At 67.9% G+C, this 22,700-nt stretch carries 22 protein-coding genes and 1 riboswitch; of the genes, 17 read left to right on the top strand and 5 right to left on the bottom strand.

Annotated features, from left to right (window positions below):
• Positions 1 to 241 precede the first annotated feature (241 nt).
• Positions 242 to 709: a hypothetical protein gene (locus L3V85_RS14260; protein ID WP_237679832.1), complete on the bottom strand. Its 468-nt coding sequence runs from the start codon at positions 707 to 709 to the stop codon at positions 242 to 244.
• A gap of 42 nt (positions 710 to 751) precedes the next feature.
• Entirely contained in the window at positions 752 to 1,204 is a 453-nt protein-coding gene (locus L3V85_RS14255) for a hypothetical protein (RefSeq protein WP_237679831.1), read from the bottom strand.
• A gap of 935 nt (positions 1,205 to 2,139) precedes the next feature.
• Between L3V85_RS14255 and L3V85_RS14250 the strand changes: the two genes are divergently transcribed.
• The 5 genes from L3V85_RS14250 (at position 2,140) to arsC (ending at position 7,710) form a co-directional block, all read left to right on the top strand.
• Positions 2,140 to 3,231: a DNA glycosylase AlkZ-like family protein gene (locus L3V85_RS14250; RefSeq protein WP_237679830.1), complete on the top strand. Its 1,092-nt coding sequence runs from the start codon at positions 2,140 to 2,142 to the stop codon at positions 3,229 to 3,231.
• 263 nt (positions 3,232 to 3,494) lie between these two features.
• Complete coding sequence (locus L3V85_RS14245; RefSeq protein WP_237679829.1) at positions 3,495 to 5,684, top strand: TonB-dependent siderophore receptor; 2,190 nt, start codon at positions 3,495 to 3,497, stop codon at positions 5,682 to 5,684.
• A gap of 97 nt (positions 5,685 to 5,781) precedes the next feature.
• A riboswitch (FMN riboswitch) is annotated at positions 5,782 to 5,951 on the top strand.
• A gap of 98 nt (positions 5,952 to 6,049) precedes the next feature.
• Entirely contained in the window at positions 6,050 to 6,562 is a 513-nt protein-coding gene (locus tag L3V85_RS14240; RefSeq protein WP_237679828.1) for a 6,7-dimethyl-8-ribityllumazine synthase, read from the top strand.
• Positions 6,563 to 6,594: 32 nt separating this feature from the next.
• Entirely contained in the window at positions 6,595 to 7,281 is a 687-nt protein-coding gene (locus tag L3V85_RS14235) for a glutathione S-transferase family protein (protein WP_237679827.1), read from the top strand.
• 27 nt (positions 7,282 to 7,308) lie between these two features.
• Complete coding sequence (gene arsC / locus L3V85_RS14230) at positions 7,309 to 7,710, top strand: arsenate reductase (glutaredoxin) (protein WP_237679826.1); 402 nt, start codon at positions 7,309 to 7,311, stop codon at positions 7,708 to 7,710.
• Here arsC and queG read toward each other — a convergent pair.
• The gene (queG, locus tag L3V85_RS14225; RefSeq protein ID WP_237679825.1) at positions 7,707 to 8,780 is read right to left on the bottom strand and encodes a tRNA epoxyqueuosine(34) reductase QueG; all 1,074 of its coding nucleotides are present in this window, start codon (positions 8,778 to 8,780) and stop codon (positions 7,707 to 7,709) included. The genes arsC and queG overlap by 4 nt on opposite strands.
• Here queG and tsaE point away from each other — a divergent pair.
• The 3 genes from tsaE (at position 8,766) to L3V85_RS14210 (ending at position 11,200) form a co-directional block, all read left to right on the top strand.
• Positions 8,766 to 9,272 (top strand): tRNA (adenosine(37)-N6)-threonylcarbamoyltransferase complex ATPase subunit type 1 TsaE, encoded by a 507-nt coding sequence (tsaE, locus tag L3V85_RS14220; RefSeq protein ID WP_237679824.1) that lies wholly within the window; start codon positions 8,766 to 8,768, stop codon positions 9,270 to 9,272. The two genes, queG and tsaE, sit on opposite strands and share 15 nt — an antisense overlap.
• Entirely contained in the window at positions 9,269 to 10,759 is a 1,491-nt protein-coding gene (locus L3V85_RS14215; RefSeq protein WP_237679823.1) for an N-acetylmuramoyl-L-alanine amidase, read from the top strand. Before tsaE ends, L3V85_RS14215 begins: the two co-directional genes overlap by 4 nt.
• Positions 10,760 to 10,912: 153 nt before the next feature.
• The gene (locus L3V85_RS14210; RefSeq protein ID WP_237679822.1) at positions 10,913 to 11,200 is read left to right on the top strand and encodes a glycine zipper domain-containing protein; all 288 of its coding nucleotides are present in this window, start codon (positions 10,913 to 10,915) and stop codon (positions 11,198 to 11,200) included.
• Positions 11,201 to 11,282: 82 nt separating this feature from the next.
• On the opposite strand, the gene L3V85_RS14205 is transcribed toward L3V85_RS14210, so the two are convergent.
• Complete coding sequence (locus tag L3V85_RS14205; RefSeq protein ID WP_237679821.1) at positions 11,283 to 11,951, bottom strand: DedA family protein; 669 nt, start codon at positions 11,949 to 11,951, stop codon at positions 11,283 to 11,285.
• 85 nt (positions 11,952 to 12,036) lie between these two features.
• On the opposite strand from L3V85_RS14205, the gene mutL reads away from it, so the two are divergent.
• From mutL to L3V85_RS14185, 4 genes are all read left to right on the top strand, one after another.
• Positions 12,037 to 13,962: a DNA mismatch repair endonuclease MutL gene (gene mutL, locus L3V85_RS14200; RefSeq protein WP_237679820.1), complete on the top strand. Its 1,926-nt coding sequence runs from the start codon at positions 12,037 to 12,039 to the stop codon at positions 13,960 to 13,962.
• 191 nt (positions 13,963 to 14,153) lie between these two features.
• Positions 14,154 to 15,125, top strand: coding sequence for an alpha/beta hydrolase (locus tag L3V85_RS14195; protein WP_237680565.1), 972 nt, complete (start codon positions 14,154 to 14,156; stop codon positions 15,123 to 15,125).
• Between the two features lie 82 nt (positions 15,126 to 15,207).
• Positions 15,208 to 16,245, top strand: a complete 1,038-nt coding sequence (gene miaA / locus L3V85_RS14190; protein WP_237679819.1) for a tRNA (adenosine(37)-N6)-dimethylallyltransferase MiaA — start codon at positions 15,208 to 15,210, stop codon at positions 16,243 to 16,245.
• On the top strand, positions 16,242 to 16,892 hold the full coding sequence (locus tag L3V85_RS14185; RefSeq protein ID WP_237679818.1) for an ABC transporter ATP-binding protein: 651 nt from the start codon (positions 16,242 to 16,244) through the stop codon (positions 16,890 to 16,892). Before miaA ends, L3V85_RS14185 begins: the two co-directional genes overlap by 4 nt.
• A gap of 22 nt (positions 16,893 to 16,914) precedes the next feature.
• On the opposite strand, the gene L3V85_RS14180 is transcribed toward L3V85_RS14185, so the two are convergent.
• Positions 16,915 to 17,874 (bottom strand): threo-3-hydroxy-L-aspartate ammonia-lyase, encoded by a 960-nt coding sequence (locus tag L3V85_RS14180; RefSeq protein ID WP_237679817.1) that lies wholly within the window; start codon positions 17,872 to 17,874, stop codon positions 16,915 to 16,917.
• A 116-nt stretch (positions 17,875 to 17,990) separates the two neighbouring features.
• Between L3V85_RS14180 and L3V85_RS14175 the strand changes: the two genes are divergently transcribed.
• The 5 genes from L3V85_RS14175 (at position 17,991) to L3V85_RS14155 (ending at position 22,699) form a co-directional block, all read left to right on the top strand.
• Positions 17,991 to 18,698: a GntR family transcriptional regulator gene (locus L3V85_RS14175; protein WP_237679816.1), complete on the top strand. Its 708-nt coding sequence runs from the start codon at positions 17,991 to 17,993 to the stop codon at positions 18,696 to 18,698.
• A complete protein-coding gene (locus L3V85_RS14170) occupies positions 18,695 to 19,570 on the top strand; it encodes a phytanoyl-CoA dioxygenase family protein (protein WP_237679815.1) in 876 nt (291 codons plus the stop codon). Before L3V85_RS14175 ends, L3V85_RS14170 begins: the two co-directional genes overlap by 4 nt.
• Before the next feature lie 4 nt (positions 19,571 to 19,574).
• The gene (locus tag L3V85_RS14165; RefSeq protein ID WP_237679814.1) at positions 19,575 to 20,936 is read left to right on the top strand and encodes an NAD(P)H-dependent oxidoreductase; all 1,362 of its coding nucleotides are present in this window, start codon (positions 19,575 to 19,577) and stop codon (positions 20,934 to 20,936) included.
• A gap of 168 nt (positions 20,937 to 21,104) precedes the next feature.
• A complete protein-coding gene (locus tag L3V85_RS14160; protein ID WP_237679813.1) occupies positions 21,105 to 21,467 on the top strand; it encodes a YciI family protein in 363 nt (120 codons plus the stop codon).
• The gene (locus tag L3V85_RS14155) at positions 21,464 to 22,699 is read left to right on the top strand and encodes an RNA polymerase sigma factor (RefSeq protein ID WP_237679812.1); all 1,236 of its coding nucleotides are present in this window, start codon (positions 21,464 to 21,466) and stop codon (positions 22,697 to 22,699) included. Before L3V85_RS14160 ends, L3V85_RS14155 begins: the two co-directional genes overlap by 4 nt.
• Position 22,700: the final 1 nt, after the last annotated feature.

Below are 22,700 nucleotides of genomic sequence, written 5' to 3'. Positions count from 1 at the left end.
ATGGGCGCGGCTGTTGCGCTTGCGGTTTGACCGCTGCTGCGGATTGCGGATGGCCATGCGAAGACGAGCAGAAATCCGAACGGCTGGTGTTGCCAACACGGTCGACATCGGGACGACTGCGCTTGACGCTCGCTTCAGGCTGAGCGCGATCTTTCGGACATGGCGTTTGAGGGGCTGCTTCGTGCCCGACGCCGACATAGCGGCTTCGCCAAAGCAGACATTGCAATGCTTGCGAAGTCGACTACGGATTCCTCCTGGCTGCGACCTCGTAGCTGTCCAAAAGCCGTTGGAGAGTCACACGCTCCTCGTCTGAAATTCCGTTGCCGAGGTCAACGACGATACCGTTGATGAGGTAGTACTCGGTGTCGTTTCGAATGGTCCCTCGCTTGAGGATGCGCTTGTACGCTGAAGCGTATCGGCGACGGACCTCTGACGCAGTTATCAATCCGGAAGCGCGAAGGGCTTCGTCAAGGGCCGCGACGCCAGTTGCCTGCTTGTCGCTCAACTCCTCGATGATGTCGTTCGCCGCTTGGCGAAGCCCCTCCAGTGCCCGTGACTTGCCGTGCTGCTCGATGATGCCCGCACACACGGTTTGGATACTGAAGGTTGAGGTTGGGGTCACGCCCGAGACATGGGTCGTATAGAAGGATACGAACGCCAGCAGCTCTTGGAATTCGCGCTCGCGGTCTGGTGAAAGAGGGCGTGTCATTGAGGGGGCTGGGCTGGGCTGAATGGTCTGCTCTTGGCCGAACTACGGCCTTGGACGCGAAAGCGTGACCAGAGCAAGCTCACCATCACGGAACTCGTAGTGCACCCAGGCTTCAGGGCGCTCATGTCGGACCCAAGATAACTTTAACCCCAGTAGAGCATCGTCAACATGCCCGGTGGAATGACGAACTCCCGCGGCCTTGGCTGCACCCGCTGCGTCCTCAAAAGAACTAAAAAACGGCACCCCAACGTCGCTTGCTGAGATGGGCGTGAACCCCTCAATTGAGGACGCATAGCAGAAGACCGTCTTGAGCACTTGGTTCTGGTCAAACCGGACCGCAAATCCAGCCACCTTCGCTTCGGCCCAGTACTCGTCCTCTGTGCCCTCGCGTAGACGGTCGAAGTCATAGACGACATCGCCGACCTGATAGTCCTCTATGAGTTGAAGAATCTCTTCGTCTTTCAGCTTCTTGCCGAGCAAACTGGTCAATGTCATGCGGTTTTATTGCTTAGAGCGTAAAGGTGGTCGAATTCTGCATGGTCGTGGTCCTGGCCCAACGTCACTACGTGGCGATTTGGTCCCGATCCACGATGCAAACCTCAGCCGAGCGGAACTCTTTTCGTCACGAAGGCTTCAGTCGTTCCGTCTCAAAGATCCCGTTCCTGAGGCAGGCCGCGAGATCCGCGACCCGCGGACCAGCCACTACCCGCAGGTCTCAAGCGCCCCACGTCGCGCCTTCTCGCTCATCTGAAACAACTCCCCAGCCTTGCGAGCGAGATCCGCCGCAAGCCAAAGCAGGTTATCCAATCGTCGAGGCCCATCCCCACCGCACCAGTCGATGTCTTCCCCGTGGCAGACCCACAGGAGTGCTTCGAGTTGAGAGAGGGTGTTTTCGAGAAGATCCGCCGGGTCTTGGGCGGTTTCTGCGGAAGCTACCGGCGTGCGAGGCCGGGCTATAGTCTTGGTAGCCATTTTTGTGCGTCCCTTCCAAGGTTGGTGCACGAACTTGGTTAGACGGTCGGGGTGCTAGTAACACCCCGGCCGTCGCCTTTTGATACCTCGCATCCGCATCGCTGCTTTCGCACCGACGACCTGCCGCGAGGCAAGCAGCCTTCAAACATCTGGGTGGTGGGGGTGTCGCGCCTTCCTTCTCCCCTTGGTGGGGTGCTGAGTGACAGGGGCATTCACTCTAGAGAAGAACCCGCCGAAATAGCCGCGCCATGCGACATGAAGTCCCGCAGAGCGCCAACAAATGCAGCTTCCACGACGGCGCTTCACGATCACGTCGATGGGGTGCCTTGCGCAGCGAAATAAAGGAGGAGGCCGAAGGCCGGGGGACATTCGCGGAGCAAGGCACCCCGTCGGCGTGAGCGAGCCCGGAACAACGAAGCAGAAAAGCGAAAACCCACCACCTGTGCTGCAATCCGCGAATGCCCGCCCCGACCCTGGACGACCTGCGCCGCTACGCAGTCGCGCGCACCCTCTTCAAGCCCACCACCCTGCCAGGTGCGATCCGCCAGCTCGGCTTCGTGCAGGCCGATCCGATTCGCGCACCTGCGCGCGCGCAAGACCTCACCCTGCGCCACCGCGTGAAGGACTACCGCGCGGGCGATCTCGAGAGCCGCTACACGCGGCTCGCCATCGAGGAAGACTGCCTCGTCAACTACGGCTTCCTGCCGCGCGAGCACCTTGCGCTGATGCATCCGCGCGAAGCCAACCGCGTGTGGGACGCCGACACGCGGCGCAAGGCCGCCGACGTGCTGGCCTATGTGCAGGAACATGGCCCGGTGCATCCGCGACAGATCGAACAGCACTTCGCGCATGGCCGCATCAAGAACTACTGGGGCGGCTCGAGCAACGCGACCACACATCTGCTCGACGACATGCACTATCGCGGCATGCTGCGCGTGGTGCGGCGCGACAGCGGCACGCGCGTCTACGAGGCCGTCACGCACCAGCCCGCCGATGACAGCCCCGCCGGCCGCGCACGACGCGCCGCGGCACTCATCGAACTGGTGGTGCGCAAATACGCGCCGCTGCCGGCCGCGAGCCTCACCTACCTCGTGCGTCTGCTCGGCTACGGCGCGCCGCATCTCTCGGCCCAGACACAGGCCGCCCTGCGCCTCGCGCGTGAAGAACTCGCGAGCTGCAGCATCGACGGCACCACCTGGTACTGGCCCGCCGGCGAGAACCCCGCCTCGCGCCGCCACGCGCCCGACGACGCGGTGCGCCTGCTCGCGCCTTTCGATCCGGTGGTGTGGGACCGCCGCCGCTTCGAGTTGCTCTGGGACTGGACCTACAAGTTCGAGGCCTACACGCCAGCGCCCAAGCGGCAGTTCGGCTACTACGCGCTGCCGATGCTGTGGCACGACCAGGTGATCGGCTGGGCCAACGTGACGGCGCCCGAGGGCAGGCTGCAGCCGATCTTCGGCTACGTCGGCAAGAAGCCGCGCGACGCGGCCTTCCGCGCGGCGCTCGACGACGAACTGCAGCGCATGACGCAGTTCCTCGCGGGACGCTGATGCACTCGCTTCTATAATCCGGCGCCCAGCCAGCCGCCCGACACGGGCGCGCCAGCCGTCTTCGAAGGAACGAAGACCGCAACCGCAACGGTTGCCCACAGCGCAAAAAACCCACAGAAATCACCGGCCGCAGCTTCGGCGCGCAGTCGGTAGCGCTCGCGTTTGCCGAACAGGATCAGAGAAGAGAAGCCATGGCACGCCCAGCACGTGCCGCAGCCACTCCCCGTCGCTCATTTCACGCAGGACACAAGGAGAAGCTGCACATGACATTCAAGACCCGCCGCCCGAAGTGGCGCCTTTCGCACGGCCGCCGCGCCACGCTCGCGGCCACCGCCGTGGCACTGAGCGCCGCCGCGCCGGCCTATGCCGAAGACGGCAAGGAAGAAGCAACCGCCGAGCACCGCCGCGCGCTGCCCACCGTCACCGTGTCGGGCGATGCCGGCGAGACCGCGACCGGCCCGGTCACCGGCTTCGTCGCCAGGCGCGGCGGCACCGCCACCAAGACCGACACCCCGCTGATCGAGACGCCGCAGGCCATCTCGGTGGTCACGCGCGACCAGATGGAGGCACAAGGCGCGCTCACGCTGCGCGAGACCACCAACTACACGGCCGGCGTGGTGTCGAGCTACTTCGACAGCCGCGTCGACTCGTTCAAGGTGCGCGGCGGCGACGCGGTGCAGTACCTCGACGGGCTGCAGCGCACCTACGGCACCTACAACTCCACCAAGCTCGACCCGTACATGCTCGAGCGCGTCGAGCTGCTGCGCGGCCCGTCGTCGGTGCTTTACGGCCAAGGCGGCATCGGCGGCGTGCTGAACATGGTGTCGAAGCGGCCGCAGTCCGAGACCCAGCGCGAAGTGCAGTTGCAACTGGGCAGCAATGCCCGCAAGCAGGTGGCGGCGGACTTCACCGGGCCGATCGACACCGAAGGCAAGTGGCTCTACAGGCTGGTGGCGGTGAACCGCGACAGCGGCACGCAGGTCGACCACGCGCCGGACGACCGCATCCTGGTGGCGCCCTCGCTCACCTGGCGCCCGAACGCGGACACCTCGCTCACGCTGCAGGCGCTCTACCAGAAGGACAAGAGCGGCTCGCTGATCGGCTTCTTCCCGTGGCAGGGCACGCTGCTGCCTTCGCTCTACGGACAGATTCCCACCTCGACCTTCATGGGCGAGCCGGGCTTCGACCGCTACGACTCGCGCAACACTTCGCTGGGCTACCTGTTCAGCCATCGCCTGAACGACACCTGGACCTTCCGGCAGAACCTGCGCTCGACCGAGACCAAGGTGGTCTACAACACCTCCTACACCAGCTTCACGGCCAACCGGCTCACGGGCCGCCCGGCGCGGCCGGTGTTCAACGCCGACCAGCGCACCATCGAGCGCGACCTGAGCAGCGACATCAACGGCGGCAAGATGCTGCTGCTCGACAACCAGGCGGAGGCGCATTTCAAGACCGGCGAGGTCGAGCACACGGTGCTGCTGGGCGCCGACTTCCAGCGCAACACCACCTCCAAGCTCTCGGGTCGTGGCACCGCCGGCGCGCTCGACGTGTACGCGCCGGTGTACGGCAACTACACGCCGCCCACCAGCTACACGCGCTCGCCCGAGGTGGTGCAGAAACAGGCCGGCATCTACGTGCAGGACCAGGTCAAGTACGGCCGCTGGATCGGCGTGCTGGGCCTTCGCCACGACAAGGCCACCACCGACACCCAGGGCCGCCCCGCGGCGGCGGCCGACGACAAGGCCACGACCAAGCGCGCGGGCATCGTGTACCTGGCCGATGGCGGCTGGGCACCCTACCTGAGCTATGCGGAGTCGTTCCTGCCGCTAGGCGGCGTCGACCTGAACAACACGCCCTTCAAGCCGCAGCGCGGCAAACAGTGGGAGGCCGGCGTCAAGTGGGAGCCCGAAGGCCAGCGCAGCTCGTTCATGGCGGCGGTGTACGACCTGCGCGACACCAACCGCAAGACCACCGACCCGACCAATCCGCTGAACAGCGTGCAGCTCGGCGAGGTGCACGTGAAGGGTCTGGAGCTCGAGTACAAACGCAGCATCGCGCGCGACTGGGACTGGATCGCCACCTACGCCTATACCGACGCGCGCGTCTCGCGCAGCAACGCCGCCGACCTGGGCAAGCGCATTTCGGGCGTGCCCACGCATGCAGCGTCGGCGTGGGTGACGCACCGCTTCTCGATCGGCGGCGTGCCGGGCTTCTCGGCCGGCGCGGGCCTGCGCTACATCGGCAAGTCCTGGGACGGCATGGACGCACACCCGGTGCCCGCAGTCACGCTGCTGGATGCGATGTTCGCCTGGGACAACGGGCCGCTGCGGTTGTCGCTCAACGTGGCCAACCTTACCGACAGGGTGCAACTCACCACCTGCCTGGCGCGCGGCGACTGCTTCTATGGGCAGCGCCGTACAGTGACCGCGTCCGCCACGTATCGCTTCTGAAGAAAATCCCCGCGCGGCCGAAGGTCTGGCGCGCGGGCGACAAGCCCGGCCTCGGCGCGCTCCTAGAATCGCGCCGTCGTCCGGCCAGCCGGACGGCAAGCGTTCTCAGGGCGGGGTGCAATTCCCCACCGGCGGTGATGGCGGCTTTTCTCGAAAGGGATGCCGCACGAGCCCGCGAGCGCCTGGTGCCTTCCACGGGCACCAGGGTCAGCAGATTCGGTGCGATTCCGAAGCCGACGGTCACAGTCCGGATGAAAGAGAGCGCGAAATGCGGGACGACCCGCGTGCCCTGCCATGCAGGCGCGCGGGTGGCCTCGTGGTTTCGTGCGCCCTGATTCAGGAAACCTGCTTTCAAGAGGCACACCATGAGTCAGATCAACGACCTTCCCCTCTCCGCCATTGCCGCGTCGGATTCGCCGCGCGGCACGCGCATCGCATTCGTCGAGGCGCAGTGGCATTCCGACATCGTCCACCAGGCCCGCGACGCCTTCCTCGAGGAAATGACGCGGCTCGGCGTGGCGCGCGATCTCATCGACATCTTCGACGTGCCCGGTGCCTTCGAGATCCCGCTGCATGCCAAGCGGCTCGCCAACTCGGGCAAGTACGCGGCCATCGTGGGCTGCGCGCTGGTGGTGGACGGCGGCATCTACCGCCACGAGTTCGTCGCGAACACGGTGGTCAGCACGCTGATGTCGCTGCAGCTGGAGACCGATGTGCCGATCTTCTCGGCCGTGCTCACGCCGCACCACTTCCACGAGCACGTGGAGCATCGCAAGTACTTCCACCGCCACTTCGCGGTCAAGGGCACGGAAGTGGCCGAGGCCTGCGTCAAGACGCTCGAGGCGCTCAAGCAGGTCGACGCGCTGCTGGCCGCGTGACAATGGCCGCGAGGCTGAAGTAATCTGGGCGGATGAGTTCTTCACCGTCCGCCTCTAACGACCGCTACACCCTCTATGGCGCGCCCGGCTCGGGCGCCACGCCGATCCATGCCGCGCTGACGCTGATCGGCGCGCAGGTCGACACCGTCGACATCGCCACGTGGGAAGGCGAGGCGGAGCGCGAACGCGTCTCCGGCGTCAACCCGATGCGCCAGGTGCCCGCGCTAGTGCTGCCTTCGGGCGAGGTGATGACCGAGAGCGCGGCCATCCTGATCTGGCTGGGCGACCGCTATCCGGAAGCCGGCCTCTGCCCGCCGCCCGACAGCCCGCTGCGCGCGCGCTACCTGCGCTGGATGGTCTACCTGCCGGCCGCCATCTATTCGCTGCACTGGGTGCGCGACGATCCCGCGCGGCTCGTGCCCGACACCGCCAGCCAGAGCGCGATGCTCGAGCGTTCGGCCGAGCGCATGGCGCACTGCTGGCACCTGATGGACACGCAGATCGGCGAGCCCGCGCCCTACCTGCTCGGCGACAGGCTCGGCATGCTCGACCTGTACGTGACCGTGATGTCGCGCTGGACGCCGCGGCGCGCGCGCTTCTATCGCGAGGCGCCGCGCATGGCGCCGGTGGTGAAGCGTGTCGACGCCGATCCGCGCCTGGCCGACTTCTGGGCCGCGCGCTTTCCGTTCACGCCCGGCTGGGAGACCACGGGAGCGTAGTGCCCTGTTCTTTTCATAATCGACGCCATGACCGCACGCACGCCCACCACCGACTACCCGATGACGATCTACCACAAGCCCAACTGCAGCACGTCGCGCAACGTGCTGCAGTTGATCCGCGAAAGCGGCGTGGAGCCGGAGATCGTTCTCTACCTGGAAACGCCCCCGAGCAAGAAGAAGCTGCGCGAACTGGCCAAGGCCATGGGCCTGGGCGCGCGCGACCTGCTGCGCGCGAAGGAAGCGCCGTATGAAGAGCTCGGCTTGGCCGACGAGAAATTGAGCGACGACCAGCTGTTCGACGCCATCGTGGCACACCCCATCCTGCTGCAGCGGCCCATCGTTGTGTCGCCGCGCGGCACGCTGATGTGCCGGCCGTGGCAGCGCGTGGAAGAGATCCTGCCTGCGAAGAAAAGCCAGGCAGCCAGCTAGGCCGGCGTTTCCTGCTCGAGGCCCCACGCAACGTGCTCGCGCACGAGCTCGCTGGGGTGCTCAGCGCGCGTGGCAAGCGCTTCTTTCGCACCGGCTTCGCCCGCGCGAACCGCATTGCCCAGCGCCACCGCGATGTTGCGCAGCCAGCGCTCATGGCCGATTCGGCGGATCGGGCTGCCCTCTGTGCGGCGCAAAAAGTCGGCCTCGGTCCACGCGAAAAGCTCCGCCAGCGAGCGCCCGGTGAGCCCTTCGCGCGCATCGAAGTCGGGCAGCTCGCTCTTCTTCGCGAACTTGTTCCACGGGCAGATCAGCTGGCAGTCGTCGCAGCCGTAGATGCGGTTGCCCATCAGCGTGCGCAGCTCCAGCGGAATGGCACCGCCGTGCTCGATGGTGAGGTAGGAAATGCAGCGCCGCGCATCGAGCCGCTTCGGCGCGACGATGGCCTGCGTCGGGCACACGTCGATGCATGCGCTGCAGCTGCCGCAATGCGCCGTCACGGGTTCGCTCGGCGGCAGCGCCATGTCGACGTAGATCTCGCCCAGGAAGAACATCGAGCCCGCGTCGCGGTCGAGCACGAGCGTGTGCTTGCCGCGCCAGCCCTGCCCGCTGCGCGAGGCCAGCTCGGCTTCGAGCACCGGGGCGGAGTCGGTGAAGGCGCGGTGCCCGAAGGGCCCGACCTCTTCGGCGATGCGCTCGGCCAGCTTCGCGAGCCGGTTGCGCAGCACCTTGTGATAGTCCCTGCCCCGCGCATAGACCGACACGATGGCTTCGCCGGGCCGCGTGAGGCGGTCGAACTCCGTGGCCTGCCACTCGGGGCCGGTGTCGCGCGGCAGGTAGTTCATGCGCGCGGTGATCACGCTCACCGTGCCCGGCACCAGGTCGGCCGGGCGGGCGCGGCGGGTGCCGTGTGTTTCCATGTATTGCATCTCGCCATGGAACCCATGGGCCAGCCACTGCATCAGACCGTCCTCGGCGCTCGATAAATCGACGCCCGCGATTCCGATTTGGGAGAATCCGAGTTCCCGGGCCAAAGCCTGAATACGAACAACGAGTGGATGGCTGACGATCACTTGCCGATTGTAGAAACGCAAACGAGCACCCGCATCCTGCGCTGGCGCAGCGAAGACGACACCGCCGCTTTCGCGCAGGCGCTCGCCGCATCGCCCGCATTGCGCGACGCCTTCATCGCGCTGCATGGCGACCTCGGTGCCGGCAAGACGACTTTCGTTCGACACCTGCTGCGCGCCCTCGGCATCGCCGGGCGCATCAAGAGCCCCACCTATGCGGTGGTCGAGCCGCACGACGCGCCCGACGGCTTGCAGATCTTCCATTTCGACTTCTATCGCTTCGCCGACCCGCGCGAATGGGACGACGCCGGCTTCCGCGACATCTTCGCGGGACCGGGCCTCAAGCTGGCCGAGTGGCCGGAAAACGCGGCGGGCCGCACACCAATTGCCGACCTCGCTATTAAAATAGAAGCAATGACTGACGACACACGCAGCGTGACCCTCCTCGCGAACACCCCTCGCGGCAGCGATCTGCTGGCGCGCATCGCCGCATGAAGGCGGTCGGCCTGAAACGGCGCGTGCTGCTGCAGGGCGGCAGCATCGCGCTGATGCTCGGCGTGCACCAGATCGCGCGCGGCGCGACCATCCTCGCGGTGCGCGTATGGCCCGCCGCCGACTACACCCGCGTCACCATCGAGTCCGACGCGCGCCTCAATTCGCAGCAGCTCGTGGTGGGCAGCCCGCCGCGGCTCGCGGTGGACATTGAAGGCATCGACCTCAACCCCGAGCTGCGCGAACTGGTCGGCAAAATCAAGCCGGGCGACCCGTACATCAACGGCCTGCGCGTCGGACAGAATGCGCCGAAGGTGGTGCGCATCGTGTTCGACCTGAAGCAGGCCGTGGTGCCGCAGGTGTTCTCGCTCGCACCCGTGGCGGCGTACAAGCACCGGCTGGTGCTCGACCTGTACCCGGAGCAGGCCGTCGACCCGATGGAAGCGCTGATCGCCGAGCGCTTGCGCGACGCGCCCCGCACGCCGCAGCAAGGCGGCAACCCGGCTGTGGCCGGCATCGTGCCCTCGACGCCTACAGCCCCGGCGGGCGACCCGCTGGGCGACCTGATGGCGCAGCAGTCGATGCGGCCCGGCCCGCAGACGCCACCGCCACCCGTGGTGGCCGGCATCGATCGCCCCACTGCGCCAGTGATCGTCGCGCCGCCGCCGCCCGTCGTGGGCACCGCGCCCGTCAGGCCTATTGCGCCCTCGCCTCCGCCGCCGGTGGCCGCCCCGCGCGGCGGCCCCGCCACGGCGAGTCGCACCGACCGCATCATCATCGTGGCGCTCGACCCCGGCCATGGCGGCGAAGACCCGGGCGCCATCGGCCCCAACGGCACGCGCGAGAAAGACATCGTGCTGCAGGTCGCGCACCGGCTGCGCGAGCGCATCAACGCGGGCAGCGTCAACGGCAGCCCGATGCGCGCCTTTCTCACGCGCGATGCCGACTTCTTCGTGCCGCTGGGCGTGCGCGTGCAGAAGGCCCGCCGCGTGCAGGCAGACCTGTTCGTGAGCATCCATGCCGACGCATTCACCACGCCCGCCGCGCGCGGCGCCAGCGTGTTCGCGCTGAGCCAGAGCGGCGCGTCGAGCAGCGCGGCGCGCTGGATGGCCAACAAGGAGAACGAGGCCGACAAGGTCGGCGGCGTCAACGTGGGCGGCCACGAGGCGCAGGTGCAGCGCGCCCTGCTCGACATGAGCACGACCGCGCAGATCAACGACAGCCTCAAGCTCGGCGGCGCGATGCTCGGCGAGATCAAGAACATCGGCGCGCGGCTGCACAAGGGGCAGGTCGAGCAGGCGGGCTTCGCGGTGCTGAAGGCGCCCGACATTCCCAGCGTGCTGGTCGAAACGGCCTTCATCAGCAACCCTGAAGAAGAAGCGAACCTGCGCCGCGTCGACTACCAGGAAAGCCTGGCCGATGCGCTGATGCGCGGCATCCAGCGCTACTTCGCGCAGAACCCGCCGCTGGCGCGCAGCCGCCAGCTCTGAGCCTGCAGCGGCGCGTTTGTAAAGCCAAAGCATGCCCTGCTGTCCCACGCGGGGCGGCCCGTGACACCGCACAGGGAGGCGCGGCAGGCTCCTACACCGGGCTAGAGGGCATTCTGGACATGATGACTCATCACTCCTCGAAAGGTGGACATCATGAACACACGACTCTGGGTCGCAGCAGCGGCAGCCACTTCCGTCATGGCTATCGCCGGTTGCGCAAGCGGTCCCAACCAGAACCTCGGCACCGGCGTGGGTGCGGTAGGCGGCGCGCTGGTGGGTAATGCCATCGGCAAGAGCACCGGTGCGACGCTGGGTGGCGCTGTCATCGGCGGCATCATCGGCAACCAGGTCGGCCGCAATGCCGACGAGCGCAACTACTACAACCAGCAGCGCTACCCGCAAGGCAGCGGCTACTACCCGAGCAACGGCCCGAACTACTGATCTCTTTGATCAGGCAGGCACAGGGATGAAAAAAGCGCGCCCTCTTGGCGCGCTTTTTCATGTCGGGTGAAGGGGCGGAAACTCAGCCTGCGGGCATTTGCGCCGCGCGCGCCTTCTCTGCCTTTGAGGCACGCCACGCACCGTAGATCGCAAGCAGGCCCGGAATGAAGATCAGCGCCCAGATGATCTTGTCGAGATGCTGGCGGACCAGCGGCAGATTGCCGAAGAAGTAGCCGGCCGTGGCGATGCCCAGCACCCAGATCAGCGCCCCCCCGACGTTGTACGCCGTGAACTTGGCACGGTTCATTTCCGCCACACCGGCTACGAAAGGCGCGAAGGTGCGAATGAAGGGCATGAAGCGCGCGAGCACGATGGTGATCCCGCCATAGCGCTCGTAGAAGCCGTGCGCCTGGTCGAAGGCCTTGCGGTTGAAGAAGCGTGAGCTCTCCCACTGGAACACCTTCGGTCCGAAGTAGCGGCCGATCGAATAGTTGCACTGGTCGCCCAGGATGGCGGCCGCTATCAGAATGCCGCATGCCAGCGGATAGCTCATGAGCCCCGCGCCGCACAGCGCGCCGACGATGAAGAGCAGCGAGTCGCCGGGCAGGAACGGCATCACGACCGCGCCCGTCTCCACGAAGACAATAAGGAAGAGCAGCGCATAGACCCACGGGCCGTAGGCGATGACGAATTGCTCGAGGTGCTTGTCGACATGCAGGATGAAGTCGACGAGAAAGCTGATGATTTCCATGGGCGCGGATTATCCTTGCTGAAGCCGAACGCACCCTGAATCACCCCAACATCAGTCTCCGCGGCTCGCCTTCTAAAATGCCCTGGTGAGCGCCCTCCCGACCTTCCCCTCCCCCACCGAACGCCGCCCCATCCGCGAACTGCCCGACGAGCTGATCAGCCAGATCGCCGCCGGCGAAGTGGTCGAGCGGCCCGCCTCGGTGGTGCGCGAACTGCTGGACAACGCGCTCGACGCGGGCGCCCGTCAGATCACGGTGCGGCTGGCCTCGGGCGGCGTGCGGCTGATCTCCGTCGAGGACGACGGGCTGGGTATTCCGCGCGAAGAACTCACCGTGGCGCTGCGCCGCCACGCCACCAGCAAGATCGCGAGCCTCAACGACCTCGAGACGGTCGGCACGATGGGCTTTCGCGGCGAGGCGCTGGCGGCCATCAACGCGATTGCCGAGCTCAGCATTCTTTCGCGCTTCGCCGGCGCCGACACGGCCTTCGCGCTCGACGGCCGCACCGGCGAACTGCGGCCGGTGGCTCGCTCCACCGGCACCACGGTCGAGGTGCGCGAGCTGTTCTTCGCGACGCCCGCGCGCCGCAAGTTCCTGAAGACCGACGCCACCGAACTGGCCCATTGCATCGAGGCGGTGCGCCGCCACGCGCTGGCGCGGCCCGAGGTGGGCTTTTCGATCTGGCACGACGGCAAGCTGGTCGAGCAGTGGCGCGCCGCCGAGGTCCGCGAGCAGCGGCTGGCCGATGCGCTCAGCGACGAGTTCGTGGCGCAGAGCGTGGCCGTCGACCGTGTCGGCGGACCGGTGCGGGTGGTCGGCCGTGCCGGCATTCCCGATGCCGCCCGCTCGCGCGGCGACCAGCAGTTCTTCTATGTCAACGGCCGCTTCGTGCGCGACAAGGTGCTGTCGCACGCGGTGCGCAGCGCTTACGAAGACGTGCTGCACGGCCATCGCCAGCCGATCTACGCGCTGTACCTCGAGATCGATCCGTCGCGGGTCGACGTGAACGTGCACCCGACCAAGATCGAGGTGCGCTTTCGCGACGGACGCGAGATCCACCAGGCCGTGCGCCATGCCATCGAGGACGCCCTGGCTGCACCCCGCGCGGGCGACGCCGTGGCCGCTTCGGGTACGCCGCAACCCTTCTTCAAGCAGACACCGCTGCCGCCGAACGCCAGTTGGGCGCAGCCTGCTATCAATTTCGTAGCCCAGGAGCGCGGCGCCGGCGATTTCGAGGCGCTCTGGCCGCAACAGCGCGCCGAACGCGTCGATGAGCAGGCGCAACGGAATGAAACGGCCTTCGAGCATTTGCCGTCGAACTGGCCCCTGGGCGGCTCGACAGCGCCACTGGCCTTCCGCCCGCCCACCGGCCCCGGCCTGCCGGCAAGCCCCACCACGGCCCCCGCCGCCCTCGCCACAAACGACGAGGCCTGGCCGCTGGGCCGGGCACTGGCGCAGCTGCAGGGCATCTACATCCTGGCCGAGAACAGCCAGGGCCTCGTGGTGGTCGACATGCACGCGGCGCACGAGCGCATCGTCTACGAGCGGCTGAAGACCCAGCTCGACGGCGCGTCCATCACCAGCCAGCCGCTGCTGATTCCCGCTACCTTCGCGGCCACGCCGCAGGAAGTGGCCACCGCCGAGGCCTGCGCGGCGGTGCTGCCGACGCTGGGGCTGGAGATCACCCCGTTCTCGCCGCGCACGCTCGCGGTGCGCGCCGTGCCCGGAACGCTGGCGGACGGCGATCCGGTGGAGCTGGCGCGCAGCGTGCTGGCCGAGCTGGGCCAGCACGACGCGAGCACCGTGGTGCAGCGCGCCCAGAACGAATTGCTCTCCACCATGGCCTGCCACGGCGCCGTGCGGGCCAACCGCAAGCTCACCATCGACGAAATGAACGCACTGTTACGCCAGATGGAGGCGACCGAGCGTTCCGACCAGTGCAACCATGGCCGGCCGACCTGGCGACAGCTCTCCATCCGGGAGCTGGATTCGCTTTTCATGCGCGGCCGATAGCCCGAAAAGCGCCTTTTAGAGGGTTTTCGAGGGGTTTTCACGGTCATCCGCGTCGCGGGCACGCACGTTGCATAGGTTCCGCAAAGCGCCTGCGAGCGTTGTTTCAGGGGGTAAACCACGGCGCAATGTCGGCGCGCCGCGGCCAGAGCAGGTGAACTTTTACGCCGACTTCGCTGTCCCTCAACCCCATGATGAAACGCTGGACCCTCCTCGCGTCTGTCTTTTCGCTCTGCGCACTGCTGGCAGCCGGTTGCTCGACGCTCGACGAACAGCAGCGCCAATGGATCTTCCAGCCCAGCGACCGCAGCTGGGGCAACACCGCCTCCATGGCTCAGGGCATGGAAGACGTGTGGATCGACTTCCAGTCCTCCCTCACCGGCGAGCCCGCGCGCCTACACGGCCTGTGGCTGGGCGGCAAGCCCGAAACGACCGACACGCCCGTGCTGCTGTACCTGCACGGCGCCCGCTACAACGTCGCCGGCTCGGCGCCGCGCATCCAGCGCATGCATGAGCTGGGCTTTTCTGTGCTGGCCATCGACTATCGCGGCTTCGGGAAGAGCTCCAAGGGCCTGCCCTCCGAGGAATCGGCCCGCGAAGACGCCCGCGCCGCCTGGACCTGGCTGGCCGCGCGCCATCCCAAACAGCATCGTTACATCTTCGGCCACTCGCTCGGCGGCGCCATCGGCATCGACCTGGCGGCGCACGTGAACGACGAAAGCGGCGTGATCGTGGAAAGCACCTTCACCTCGATCGCCGACGTGGTGAGCGGCTTCAAGTGGGGCTGGCTGCCCTTCGGCCCCTTCATCACCCAGCGCTTCGAGGCGATCAACACGGTCAAGAACATCACCGCGCCCCTGCTCGTGGTGCACGGCACGGCCGACAGCCTGATCAACCCCACGCTGGGCCGCAAGCTGTATGACGCGGCCACGGTGCCCAAGCTGTTCGTACTGGTCGAGGGCGGTTCGCACCACGACACCAACTCGGTCGGCGAGGCGCAATACCGCGCGGCGCTGGCGCAGCTGTTCCGCATGAAACCGGAGGCCACGCTCGCGAGCAACGGCGGCCCGGCCCGGCCGACGCCGCGGCTCGCGCCGCCGGCCAACGCTCCCGCCGCGCAGGACGTGCGCGGCGCGGCGCCCTCGCAGGTGCCCGCGGCTATCTGAGCGACGAATCCGCGCCACGGCGTCCGGCGGTCAAGCCCCGGGGCGCCGACGGCCTCGCGCCATTTGCTACCCTCGGCGCATCATGTCTCCCAGCTTCCCAACGGCCGCCGCGGGCAATGCGGCAGCCTCCCCGGCATCGCCGGGCGCCGCGCCCCTTCCAGATTCACCGCGCTATGTCGCACTCGCCGGCCCCACCGCGTCCGGCAAGACCGCCGTGGCACTGGCCATGTCGATGGTCCGCCGCGTGGAAATCGTCAGCGTCGATTCCGCGCTGGTCTACCGCGGCATGGACATCGGCACCGCCAAGCCCACCGCCGAAGAGCGGGCTGCCGTGCCGCACCACCTGATCGACATCCTCGACCCGCGCGAAAGCTACAGCGCCGCCGCCTTCGTGGCCGACGCCACCCGGCTCATCGGCGAGATCCGTGCGCGCGGCGCGCTGCCGCTGCTGGTAGGCGGCACCATGCTGTACTTCAAGGCGCTGTTCGACGGCATCGACGCCATGCCGGCGGCCGATGCCGCCGTGCGCGCGCGCATCGATGCCGAAGCGGCCGCGCTCGGCTGGCCCGCCATGCATGCGCGGCTCGCGCAGGTCGACCCTGTCACCGCCGCGCGGCTCGCGCCGCAGGACAGCCAGCGCATCCAGCGCGCGCTGGAGGTTTGGGAGAGCAGCGGGCAGCCGCTGTCGAGCTTTCATGCGAGCGACAACAAGACGGCCAAGCCCGTCGAAGGCGGCTTGCTGTTCTCGCTGGAGCCGAACAACCGCGCGTGGCTGCACGCGCGCATCGCCGAACGCTTCGACGCGATGCTGGCCGCCGGCTTCCTCGATGAAGTGAAGGCGCTGCGCGCGCGCGGCGACCTGTCGACCGAATTGCCCTCGATGCGCTGCGTCGGCTACCGCCAGGCCTGGGAAACGCTAGACGCCTGCGGCACCTCGCAGCCCGACGCCCGCGCCATGGCCGACCTGCGCGAACGCGGCATCGCCGCCACGCGCCAGCTCGCCAAGCGGCAGGTCACCTGGCTGCGCAGCATGCCGCAGCGCACCGTGATCGCATGCGACGCACCCTACGCGGTGCAGAACGCCATTCAACTGATTGCAAAAGCCACGAGCCCCGGATGACGCTGCGCATTTCAAACCTCGGCAAGCACTACGGCGAGTCCCCTGTCTTCGAGAACGTGACGCTCGCCGTCGAGCCCGGCGAGTTCGTCGCCATCGTGGGCGAGTCGGGTGTCGGCAAGTCGACGCTGCTCAACTGCATGGCCGGTCTCGACAGCTGGGACCAGGGCACGGTCACGCATGACGGCACCGACATCGGCGCGCTGGGCGGCGAAGCCTGCGCGCTCTGGCGCCGCCGCCACGTGGGCTTCGTGTTCCAGGCCTTCCACGTGCTGCCGCACCTGGACGTGGCGCAGAACGTGTCGCTGCCGCTGATGCTGCTGGGCCAGCAGCGCGACGATGGCCGCGTGGCGCACATGCTCGAAGCGGTCGGCCTGTCCGGCATGGGCGCGCGGCTGCCGCAGACGCTGTCGGGCGGCCAGTTGCAGCGCGTGGCCATCGCACGCGCTTTGGTGCACCGCCCCGCCCTGCTCCTGGCCGACGAGCCCACCGGCAACCTCGATCCGGCCACCGCAGCGAAGGTGATGGAACTGCTGATCGGCCAGACCCGCGAGCATGGTGCCTCGCTGGTGCTGGTCACGCACTCCGAAAGCGCCGCAGCCCGCGCGGACCGCCTGCTGCACCTCACGGCCAGCGGCATCCGCGCCTGACGGGCCGTTCTTCAGGAAAAGATCAGGGCGCGAGGAAGGTCGCGTAGCGCGACAGATCGACGTTGCCGCCGCTGATGAGAATGCCCACGCGCTGGCCCTCGATGGCCTTGCCAGCGGCAATGGCGCCCGCGAAGGCGAGGCAGCCGGTCGGCTCCACCACCATCTTCATGCGCTCGGCGAAGAAGCGCATTGCGTCGACCAGCTGCGCGTCGGTCACAGTGAAGATGTCGTCCACGTCGCGGCGGATGATGCCGAAGGTGTACTCGCCCAGATGCTGCGTCTGCGCACCGTCGGCGATGGTCTTGGGCGTTTCGATGTGCACGATCCTGCCCGCGCGGAACGACTGCTGGCCGTCGTTGCCCGCCTCGGGCTCGACGCCGTAGACCTTGCAGTTCGGCGACAGCGCGCGCGCCGACAGCGCGGAGCCCGACAGCAGCCCGCCGCCGCCCAGGCACACGAACAGGTGGTCGAGCGGGCCGGTCTCCTCGATCAGCTCCTTCACCGCCGTGCCCTGGCCCGTGAGCACGTCGGGGTGGTCGTAGGGCGGAATCATCGTCATGCCGCGCTCCTGCGCGAGCCGCTTCGTCAGCGCCTCGCGATCTTCGGTGAAGCGGTCGTACATCACGACTTCGGCGCCGTAGCCCTGCGTGGCCGCAACCTTGGCGGCGGGCGCGTCCTTGGGCATCACGATCACGGCGGGCATCGACAGCAGGCGCGCCGACAGCGCGATGGCCTGCGCATGGTTGCCCGACGAGAAAGCGATCACGCCGCCCTTGCGCTGCTCGGCGTCGAACTTCGACAGCGCGTTGAACGCTCCGCGGAACTTGAAGGCGCCCATGCGCTGGAAGTTCTCGCACTTGAAGAAGAAGCTGGCGCCCCAGCGCTCGTCGGCGGTGGTCGAGCGCAGCACGGGCGTGCGATGAGCATGGCCCTCGAGCCGCTTGGCCGCGGCGATGACGTCGTCGTAGGTAGGTAGTTGCATGGGATCGAGCTTAGCGGCGGCTCGCGCTCTTTTGCAGCCCCATGGGTAAAAACCCGGGATACACGGAACGCCGAATTTCGTACTCTGTATACAGAGTTCAGATCCGGAGCCCGCCCATGCCAGCCCAGCTCGTCAGCATCGAGGTCGCCCCCGACCTCGTCGACCAGGTCTACCGCGCCCTGCTCGGCGCCATCAGCAGCGGCACGCTCGCGCCGGGCGAGCGCATCACGCAGGAAGACATCGCGCAGCGCCTGTCGGTGTCGCGCCAGCCGGTGCTGCAGGCGCTGCGGCTGCTCAAGAAAGACGGCTTCGTGCTCGATGCGCCCGGCCGGGGCGTGCTGGTGGCGCCGCTGGAAGCCGAGGCGATGCGCAAGGTCTACCAGGTGCGCGGCGCGCTCGACGCGCTGGCCGCGCGGCTGGCGGCGCAGCAGCGCTTTCGCATCGACCCCAGGCTCATCGAGCGCGGCCGTCGCGCCGCGCGCGGGCGCAATGTGGAGGCCATGCTCGACGCCGACGTGGCTTTCCACCAGGCCATCTACGAAGCCTCGGGCAATCCGCTGATCGGCCAGAGCGCCGATCCGCACTGGCGCCACCTGCGCCGCGCGATGGGCGCGGTGCTGCAGGCCGAGCCTCAGCGCGAATCGCTCTGGGACGAACACGAGGCGATTGCCGAAGCCATCGCCGCCGGCAACGCCGACCGCGCGGCGCGCCTGAGCGAAGAACACGTCTCGCGGGCCAGCGAGGCACTGAGCGAGCGGCTCGCGCAGCAACAGGCGCGCGCCGCATCCATGACCCCACCGACCAAAAAAGGAGACAAGGCATGAAGCTGACCCCGGAGCAACGCGCGCAGTTCGAGCGCGACGGCTATCTGTTCTTCCCCGGCCATTTCTCGGCCGAAGAGACGAAGGCACTGACCGACGCGGTGCCCGACCTCTACAGCAGGCGCGAAGCCTTCAACGTGCGCGAGAAAGGCTCCGATGCCGTGCGCACGAACTTCGCCGCGCACCTCATCAGCGAGCCCTTCGCGCGGCTGGCGCGCCACCCGCGCATGGTGGGCCCGGTGACCGACCTCTTCGAGGAAGAGGTCTACATGCACCAGTTCAAGATCAACGGCAAGATGGCCTTCGAAGGCGACGTGTGGCAGTGGCACCAGGACTACGGCACCTGGCTCAACGACGACCTGATGCCCACCGAGCGCGCGATGAACGTCGCCATCTTCCTGGACGACGTGAACGAGCACAACGGCCCGCTGATGTTCATACCGGGCAGCCACCGCAAGGGCGTGGTCGATGCGAAGCATGACCTGACCACCACCAGCTACCCTCTGTGGACGGTCGACAACGACCTGATCCGCCAGCTGGTGGATCGCGCCGGCGGCAAGCACGGCGGCATCGTCTCGCCCAAGGGACCGGCCGGCTCGATGATTCTTTTCCACAGTTGCCTGGTGCATGCCTCGGGCAGCAACCTGTCGCCCTTCAACCGCGTGGCGGTGTACCTGAGCCTGTGCGCGGTCAGCAACCACATCCTGCGCCACAAGCGGCCCGAATACATCGCGCACCGCGACTTCACGCCCATCGAGATGCTGCCCGACGACTGCCTGCTGAAGCCCTATCCGGTGGAAGTGCCGTGGAAGAACGGCCTGCCCGAGAGCGCGCTGCGCACCTCGCTGGACATCCTCGACACCGCGGAGGCCTGACCCCATGAGCCTGCACTCCCGCCTGCAACAGCGCGCCGCCGAAGGCCGCCCCGTGCGCATCGGCCTCATCGGAGCCGGCAAGTTCGGCGCCATGTACCTCGCGCAGATTCCGCGCACGCCCGGCGTGCAACTGGTGGCGATAGCCGACCTCTCGCCGGACGCGGCCCGCGTCAACCTCGAACGCGTGGGCTGGCAGCGCGAGGGCGCCGCGGCCTCATCGGTGCAGGAAGCGCTGAAGCACGGCACCACCTGGATCACCGACGACTGGCAGGCCGTGACGCGCGAGCCGAACATCGACATCGTGGTCGAGTGCACCGGCAACCCCATCGCGGCGGTGGACCACTGCCTGGACGCCTTCGCGCACGGCAAGCACGTGGTGAACGTGACCGTGGAGGCCGACGCCTTCTGCGGCCCGCTGCTCGCGCGCAGGGCCCGGCAGGCCGGCGTGGTCTATTCGCTGGCCTTCGGAGACCAGCCCGCGCTGATCTGCGATCTGGTGGACTGGGCCCGCACCTGCGGCTTTCCGGTGGTGGCTGCCGGGCGCGGCCACAAGTGGCTGCCGCACTTCACCGAATCGACGCCCGAAACGGTGTGGGGCAACTACGGCCTCACGCCCGAACAGGCGAAGCGCGGCGGGCTCAACCCGAAGATGTTCAACAGCTTCCTCGATGGATCGAAGCCGTCCATCGAAAGCTCGGCGGTGGCCAACGCCACCGGCCTCACGGTGCCTTCCGACGGCCTGCTCTATCCGCCCGCGAGCGTGGAAGACATTCCCTTCGTCACCCGGCCCAGGAGCGAAGGCGGCGTGCTGGAACGCAAGGGCATGGTCGAGGTGGTCTCCTCGCTCGAGGCCGACGGGCGGAAGATCCCCTACGACATCCGCATGGGCGTGTGGGTCACGGTCGAGGCCGAGACCGACTACATCAAGAACTGCTTCGAGGAATACAACGCCCACACCGACCCCAGCGGGCGCTACTTCACGCTCTACAAGCGCTGGCACCTGATCGGCCTGGAGGTCGGCATGTCGGTGGCCAGCGTGGCGCTGCGCGGCGAGCCCACCGGCGCGGCCACCTGCTGGAACGCCGACGTGGTGGCCACCGCCAAGCGCGACCTCGCCGCGGGCGAAGTGCTCGACGGCGAAGGCGGCTACACGGTCTGGGGCAAGCTGCTGCCGGCCGACCGGTCGCTGCGCCTGGGCGGCCTGCCGCTGGGGCTGGCGCACGGCATCAAGCTGCTGCGGCCGGTGAAGAAGGGCCAGAGCCTGAGCTGGGCCGACGTGGCGATCGACACCTCGACCGCTGCGTACAAGCTTCGCGGCGAAATGGAAGGCATGTTCGCACCCGCAATGCAAGCGCGAGTGGCCTGAACATCGGCACCGGCAGCGGGTGAATGCGAAATGATGCATTGCACCCGGGCGCCATAACGGAAAAAATATTCGGCCCGACACGCAGCCGCGTGTCGAAATGGCCGCACGCGGGCCGTCATTGTGGTGAGCGATCCTGCTCGACAAGCTTTTCCATGACGGAGAGACACCATGCAATACATGTTGATGTTCTACCAACCCGCGGCCGAATTCGAACAGCGCGACGACGCCTCCTCCCAGGCCTACCGCGCCAGCTGGGTCGCCTATGCCGACGCCGTGCGCCAGGCCGGCATCTCGCTCGGCGGCCACGGCCTGTTCCCGCCCATGACCGGCACCACCCTGCGCGTGCGCGGCGACAAGCGCCAGGTGCAGGACGGACCCTTCGCCGACACCAAGGAACAGCTCGGCGGCTACTTCGTGATCGACGTGCCCGACCTCGACGCGGCACTGGAATGGGCGGAACGCGCGCCCTGCGCGACCAGCGGCGGCGCCGAAGTGAGGCCGGTGTTCGTGGCCACCGCCGTCGCCGCATGACGCAGGACCCGGCGGCTCATCAGGCCGCCGAGCGCGCGGCGCGGGACTCGTACGGGCGGCTGCTGGCCATCCTGTCGGCCCGCACGCACGACATCGCGGCGTCGGAAGACGCCCTGGCCGACGCCTTCGCCCGCGCTCTGGAACGCTGGCCGGCCGACGGCATCCCGGACAGGCCCGATGCCTGGCTGCTGAGCGTCGCGCGGCACCGCAAGCTCGACGCCTGGCGCCACACCCGCGTGCAGGACGAGGCCACGCAGGCGCTGATGCTGCTGGCCGGCGAGGTCGACGGCAGCGACGCCGACGGCGCGGCCGTGCCCGACGAGCGGCTGCGCCTGCTCTTCGTCTGCGCGCACCCAGCCATCGACGCGCCGGCCCGCGCGCCGCTGATGCTCCAGACCGTGCTCGGCCTCGATGCGGCGCGCATGGCCAGCGCCTTCCTGACATCGCCATCGACGCTCGGCCAGCGGCTGGTGCGCGCCAAGGCACGCATCCGCGCCGCCGGCATTCCCTTCGAATACCCGCAGGCGCGCGAGCTGCCGCAGCGGCTGCAGGACGTGCTCGACGGCATCTACGCCGCCTACGGCACCGGCTGGGACGACGTCGACGGCGCCGACGCCATTCCGCGCAATCTCACGGCCGAGGCCATCGATCTCGGCCGCATCTTGTGCAACCTGATGCCGCGCGAGCCCGAGCCGCTGGGCCTGCTCGCGCTCATGCTGTTCTGCGAGGCACGCACCGCCGCGCGCCGCAACGACGCGGGCGCGTACGTGCCGCTCGACCAGCAGGACATCACGCGCTGGAACCACCAGTTGCTGGCCGAGGCCGAGCACCACCTGCGGCACGCCTCGTCGATGCAGGCGCTGGGCGCCTACCAGCTGGAGGCCGCCATCCAGTCGGCCCACTGCGAACGCCGGGCCGGCGCGTCCGTGCCGGCCGAGACCCTGGTGTCGCTCTACGAGGGCCTGCTGGCGCTGCGCCACAGCATCGGCGCGCAGGTCAGCCTGGCTTGCGCGCTGGCCAACGCACGCGGGCCGGAAACCGGATTGCAGGCACTCGACGCGATTCCTGCTGCGGATGTCACGAACTACCAGCCGTTCTGGGCGGCCCGCGCCCATCTGCTGGCCGCGGGCGGCGCACGCGCGGCGTCGCGGCAGGCCTACGACCGGGCGATCGGCCTGAGCACCAGCGCCGTGGTGCGGGCCTATCTCAATGCGATGTCGCAGCGGCTCTGAC

Origin of the sequence: Variovorax paradoxus (assembly GCF_022009635.1) — a bacterium.
Classification (GTDB): domain Bacteria; phylum Pseudomonadota; class Gammaproteobacteria; order Burkholderiales; family Burkholderiaceae_C; genus Variovorax.
This window is presented reverse-complemented; position numbering and strand designations above follow the sequence as displayed.

Excerpts from the sequence above, each read along its gene's own strand:
- L3V85_RS14260 (WP_237679832.1), bottom strand. The coding sequence starts at position 709 with ATGACACGCCCTCTTTCACCAGACCGCGAGCGCGAATTCCAAGAGCTG.
- L3V85_RS14255 (WP_237679831.1), bottom strand. The coding sequence starts at position 1,204 with ATGACATTGACCAGTTTGCTCGGCAAGAAGCTGAAAGACGAAGAGATT.
- L3V85_RS14250 (WP_237679830.1), top strand. The coding sequence starts at position 2,140 with ATGCCCGCCCCGACCCTGGACGACCTGCGCCGCTACGCAGTCGCGCGC.
- L3V85_RS14245 (WP_237679829.1), top strand. The coding sequence starts at position 3,495 with ATGACATTCAAGACCCGCCGCCCGAAGTGGCGCCTTTCGCACGGCCGC.
- L3V85_RS14240 (WP_237679828.1), top strand. The coding sequence starts at position 6,050 with ATGAGTCAGATCAACGACCTTCCCCTCTCCGCCATTGCCGCGTCGGAT.
- L3V85_RS14235 (WP_237679827.1), top strand. The coding sequence starts at position 6,595 with ATGAGTTCTTCACCGTCCGCCTCTAACGACCGCTACACCCTCTATGGC.
- arsC (WP_237679826.1), top strand. The coding sequence starts at position 7,309 with ATGACCGCACGCACGCCCACCACCGACTACCCGATGACGATCTACCAC.
- tsaE (WP_237679824.1), top strand. The coding sequence starts at position 8,766 with ATGGCTGACGATCACTTGCCGATTGTAGAAACGCAAACGAGCACCCGC.
- L3V85_RS14215 (WP_237679823.1), top strand. The coding sequence starts at position 9,269 with ATGAAGGCGGTCGGCCTGAAACGGCGCGTGCTGCTGCAGGGCGGCAGC.
- L3V85_RS14210 (WP_237679822.1), top strand. The coding sequence starts at position 10,913 with ATGAACACACGACTCTGGGTCGCAGCAGCGGCAGCCACTTCCGTCATG.
- L3V85_RS14205 (WP_237679821.1), bottom strand. The coding sequence starts at position 11,951 with ATGGAAATCATCAGCTTTCTCGTCGACTTCATCCTGCATGTCGACAAG.
- L3V85_RS14195 (WP_237680565.1), top strand. The coding sequence starts at position 14,154 with ATGAAACGCTGGACCCTCCTCGCGTCTGTCTTTTCGCTCTGCGCACTG.
- miaA (WP_237679819.1), top strand. The coding sequence starts at position 15,208 with ATGTCTCCCAGCTTCCCAACGGCCGCCGCGGGCAATGCGGCAGCCTCC.
- L3V85_RS14185 (WP_237679818.1), top strand. The coding sequence starts at position 16,242 with ATGACGCTGCGCATTTCAAACCTCGGCAAGCACTACGGCGAGTCCCCT.
- L3V85_RS14180 (WP_237679817.1), bottom strand. The coding sequence starts at position 17,874 with ATGCAACTACCTACCTACGACGACGTCATCGCCGCGGCCAAGCGGCTC.
- L3V85_RS14175 (WP_237679816.1), top strand. The coding sequence starts at position 17,991 with ATGCCAGCCCAGCTCGTCAGCATCGAGGTCGCCCCCGACCTCGTCGAC.
- L3V85_RS14170 (WP_237679815.1), top strand. The coding sequence starts at position 18,695 with ATGAAGCTGACCCCGGAGCAACGCGCGCAGTTCGAGCGCGACGGCTAT.
- L3V85_RS14165 (WP_237679814.1), top strand. The coding sequence starts at position 19,575 with ATGAGCCTGCACTCCCGCCTGCAACAGCGCGCCGCCGAAGGCCGCCCC.
- L3V85_RS14160 (WP_237679813.1), top strand. The coding sequence starts at position 21,105 with ATGCAATACATGTTGATGTTCTACCAACCCGCGGCCGAATTCGAACAG.
- L3V85_RS14155 (WP_237679812.1), top strand. The coding sequence starts at position 21,464 with ATGACGCAGGACCCGGCGGCTCATCAGGCCGCCGAGCGCGCGGCGCGG.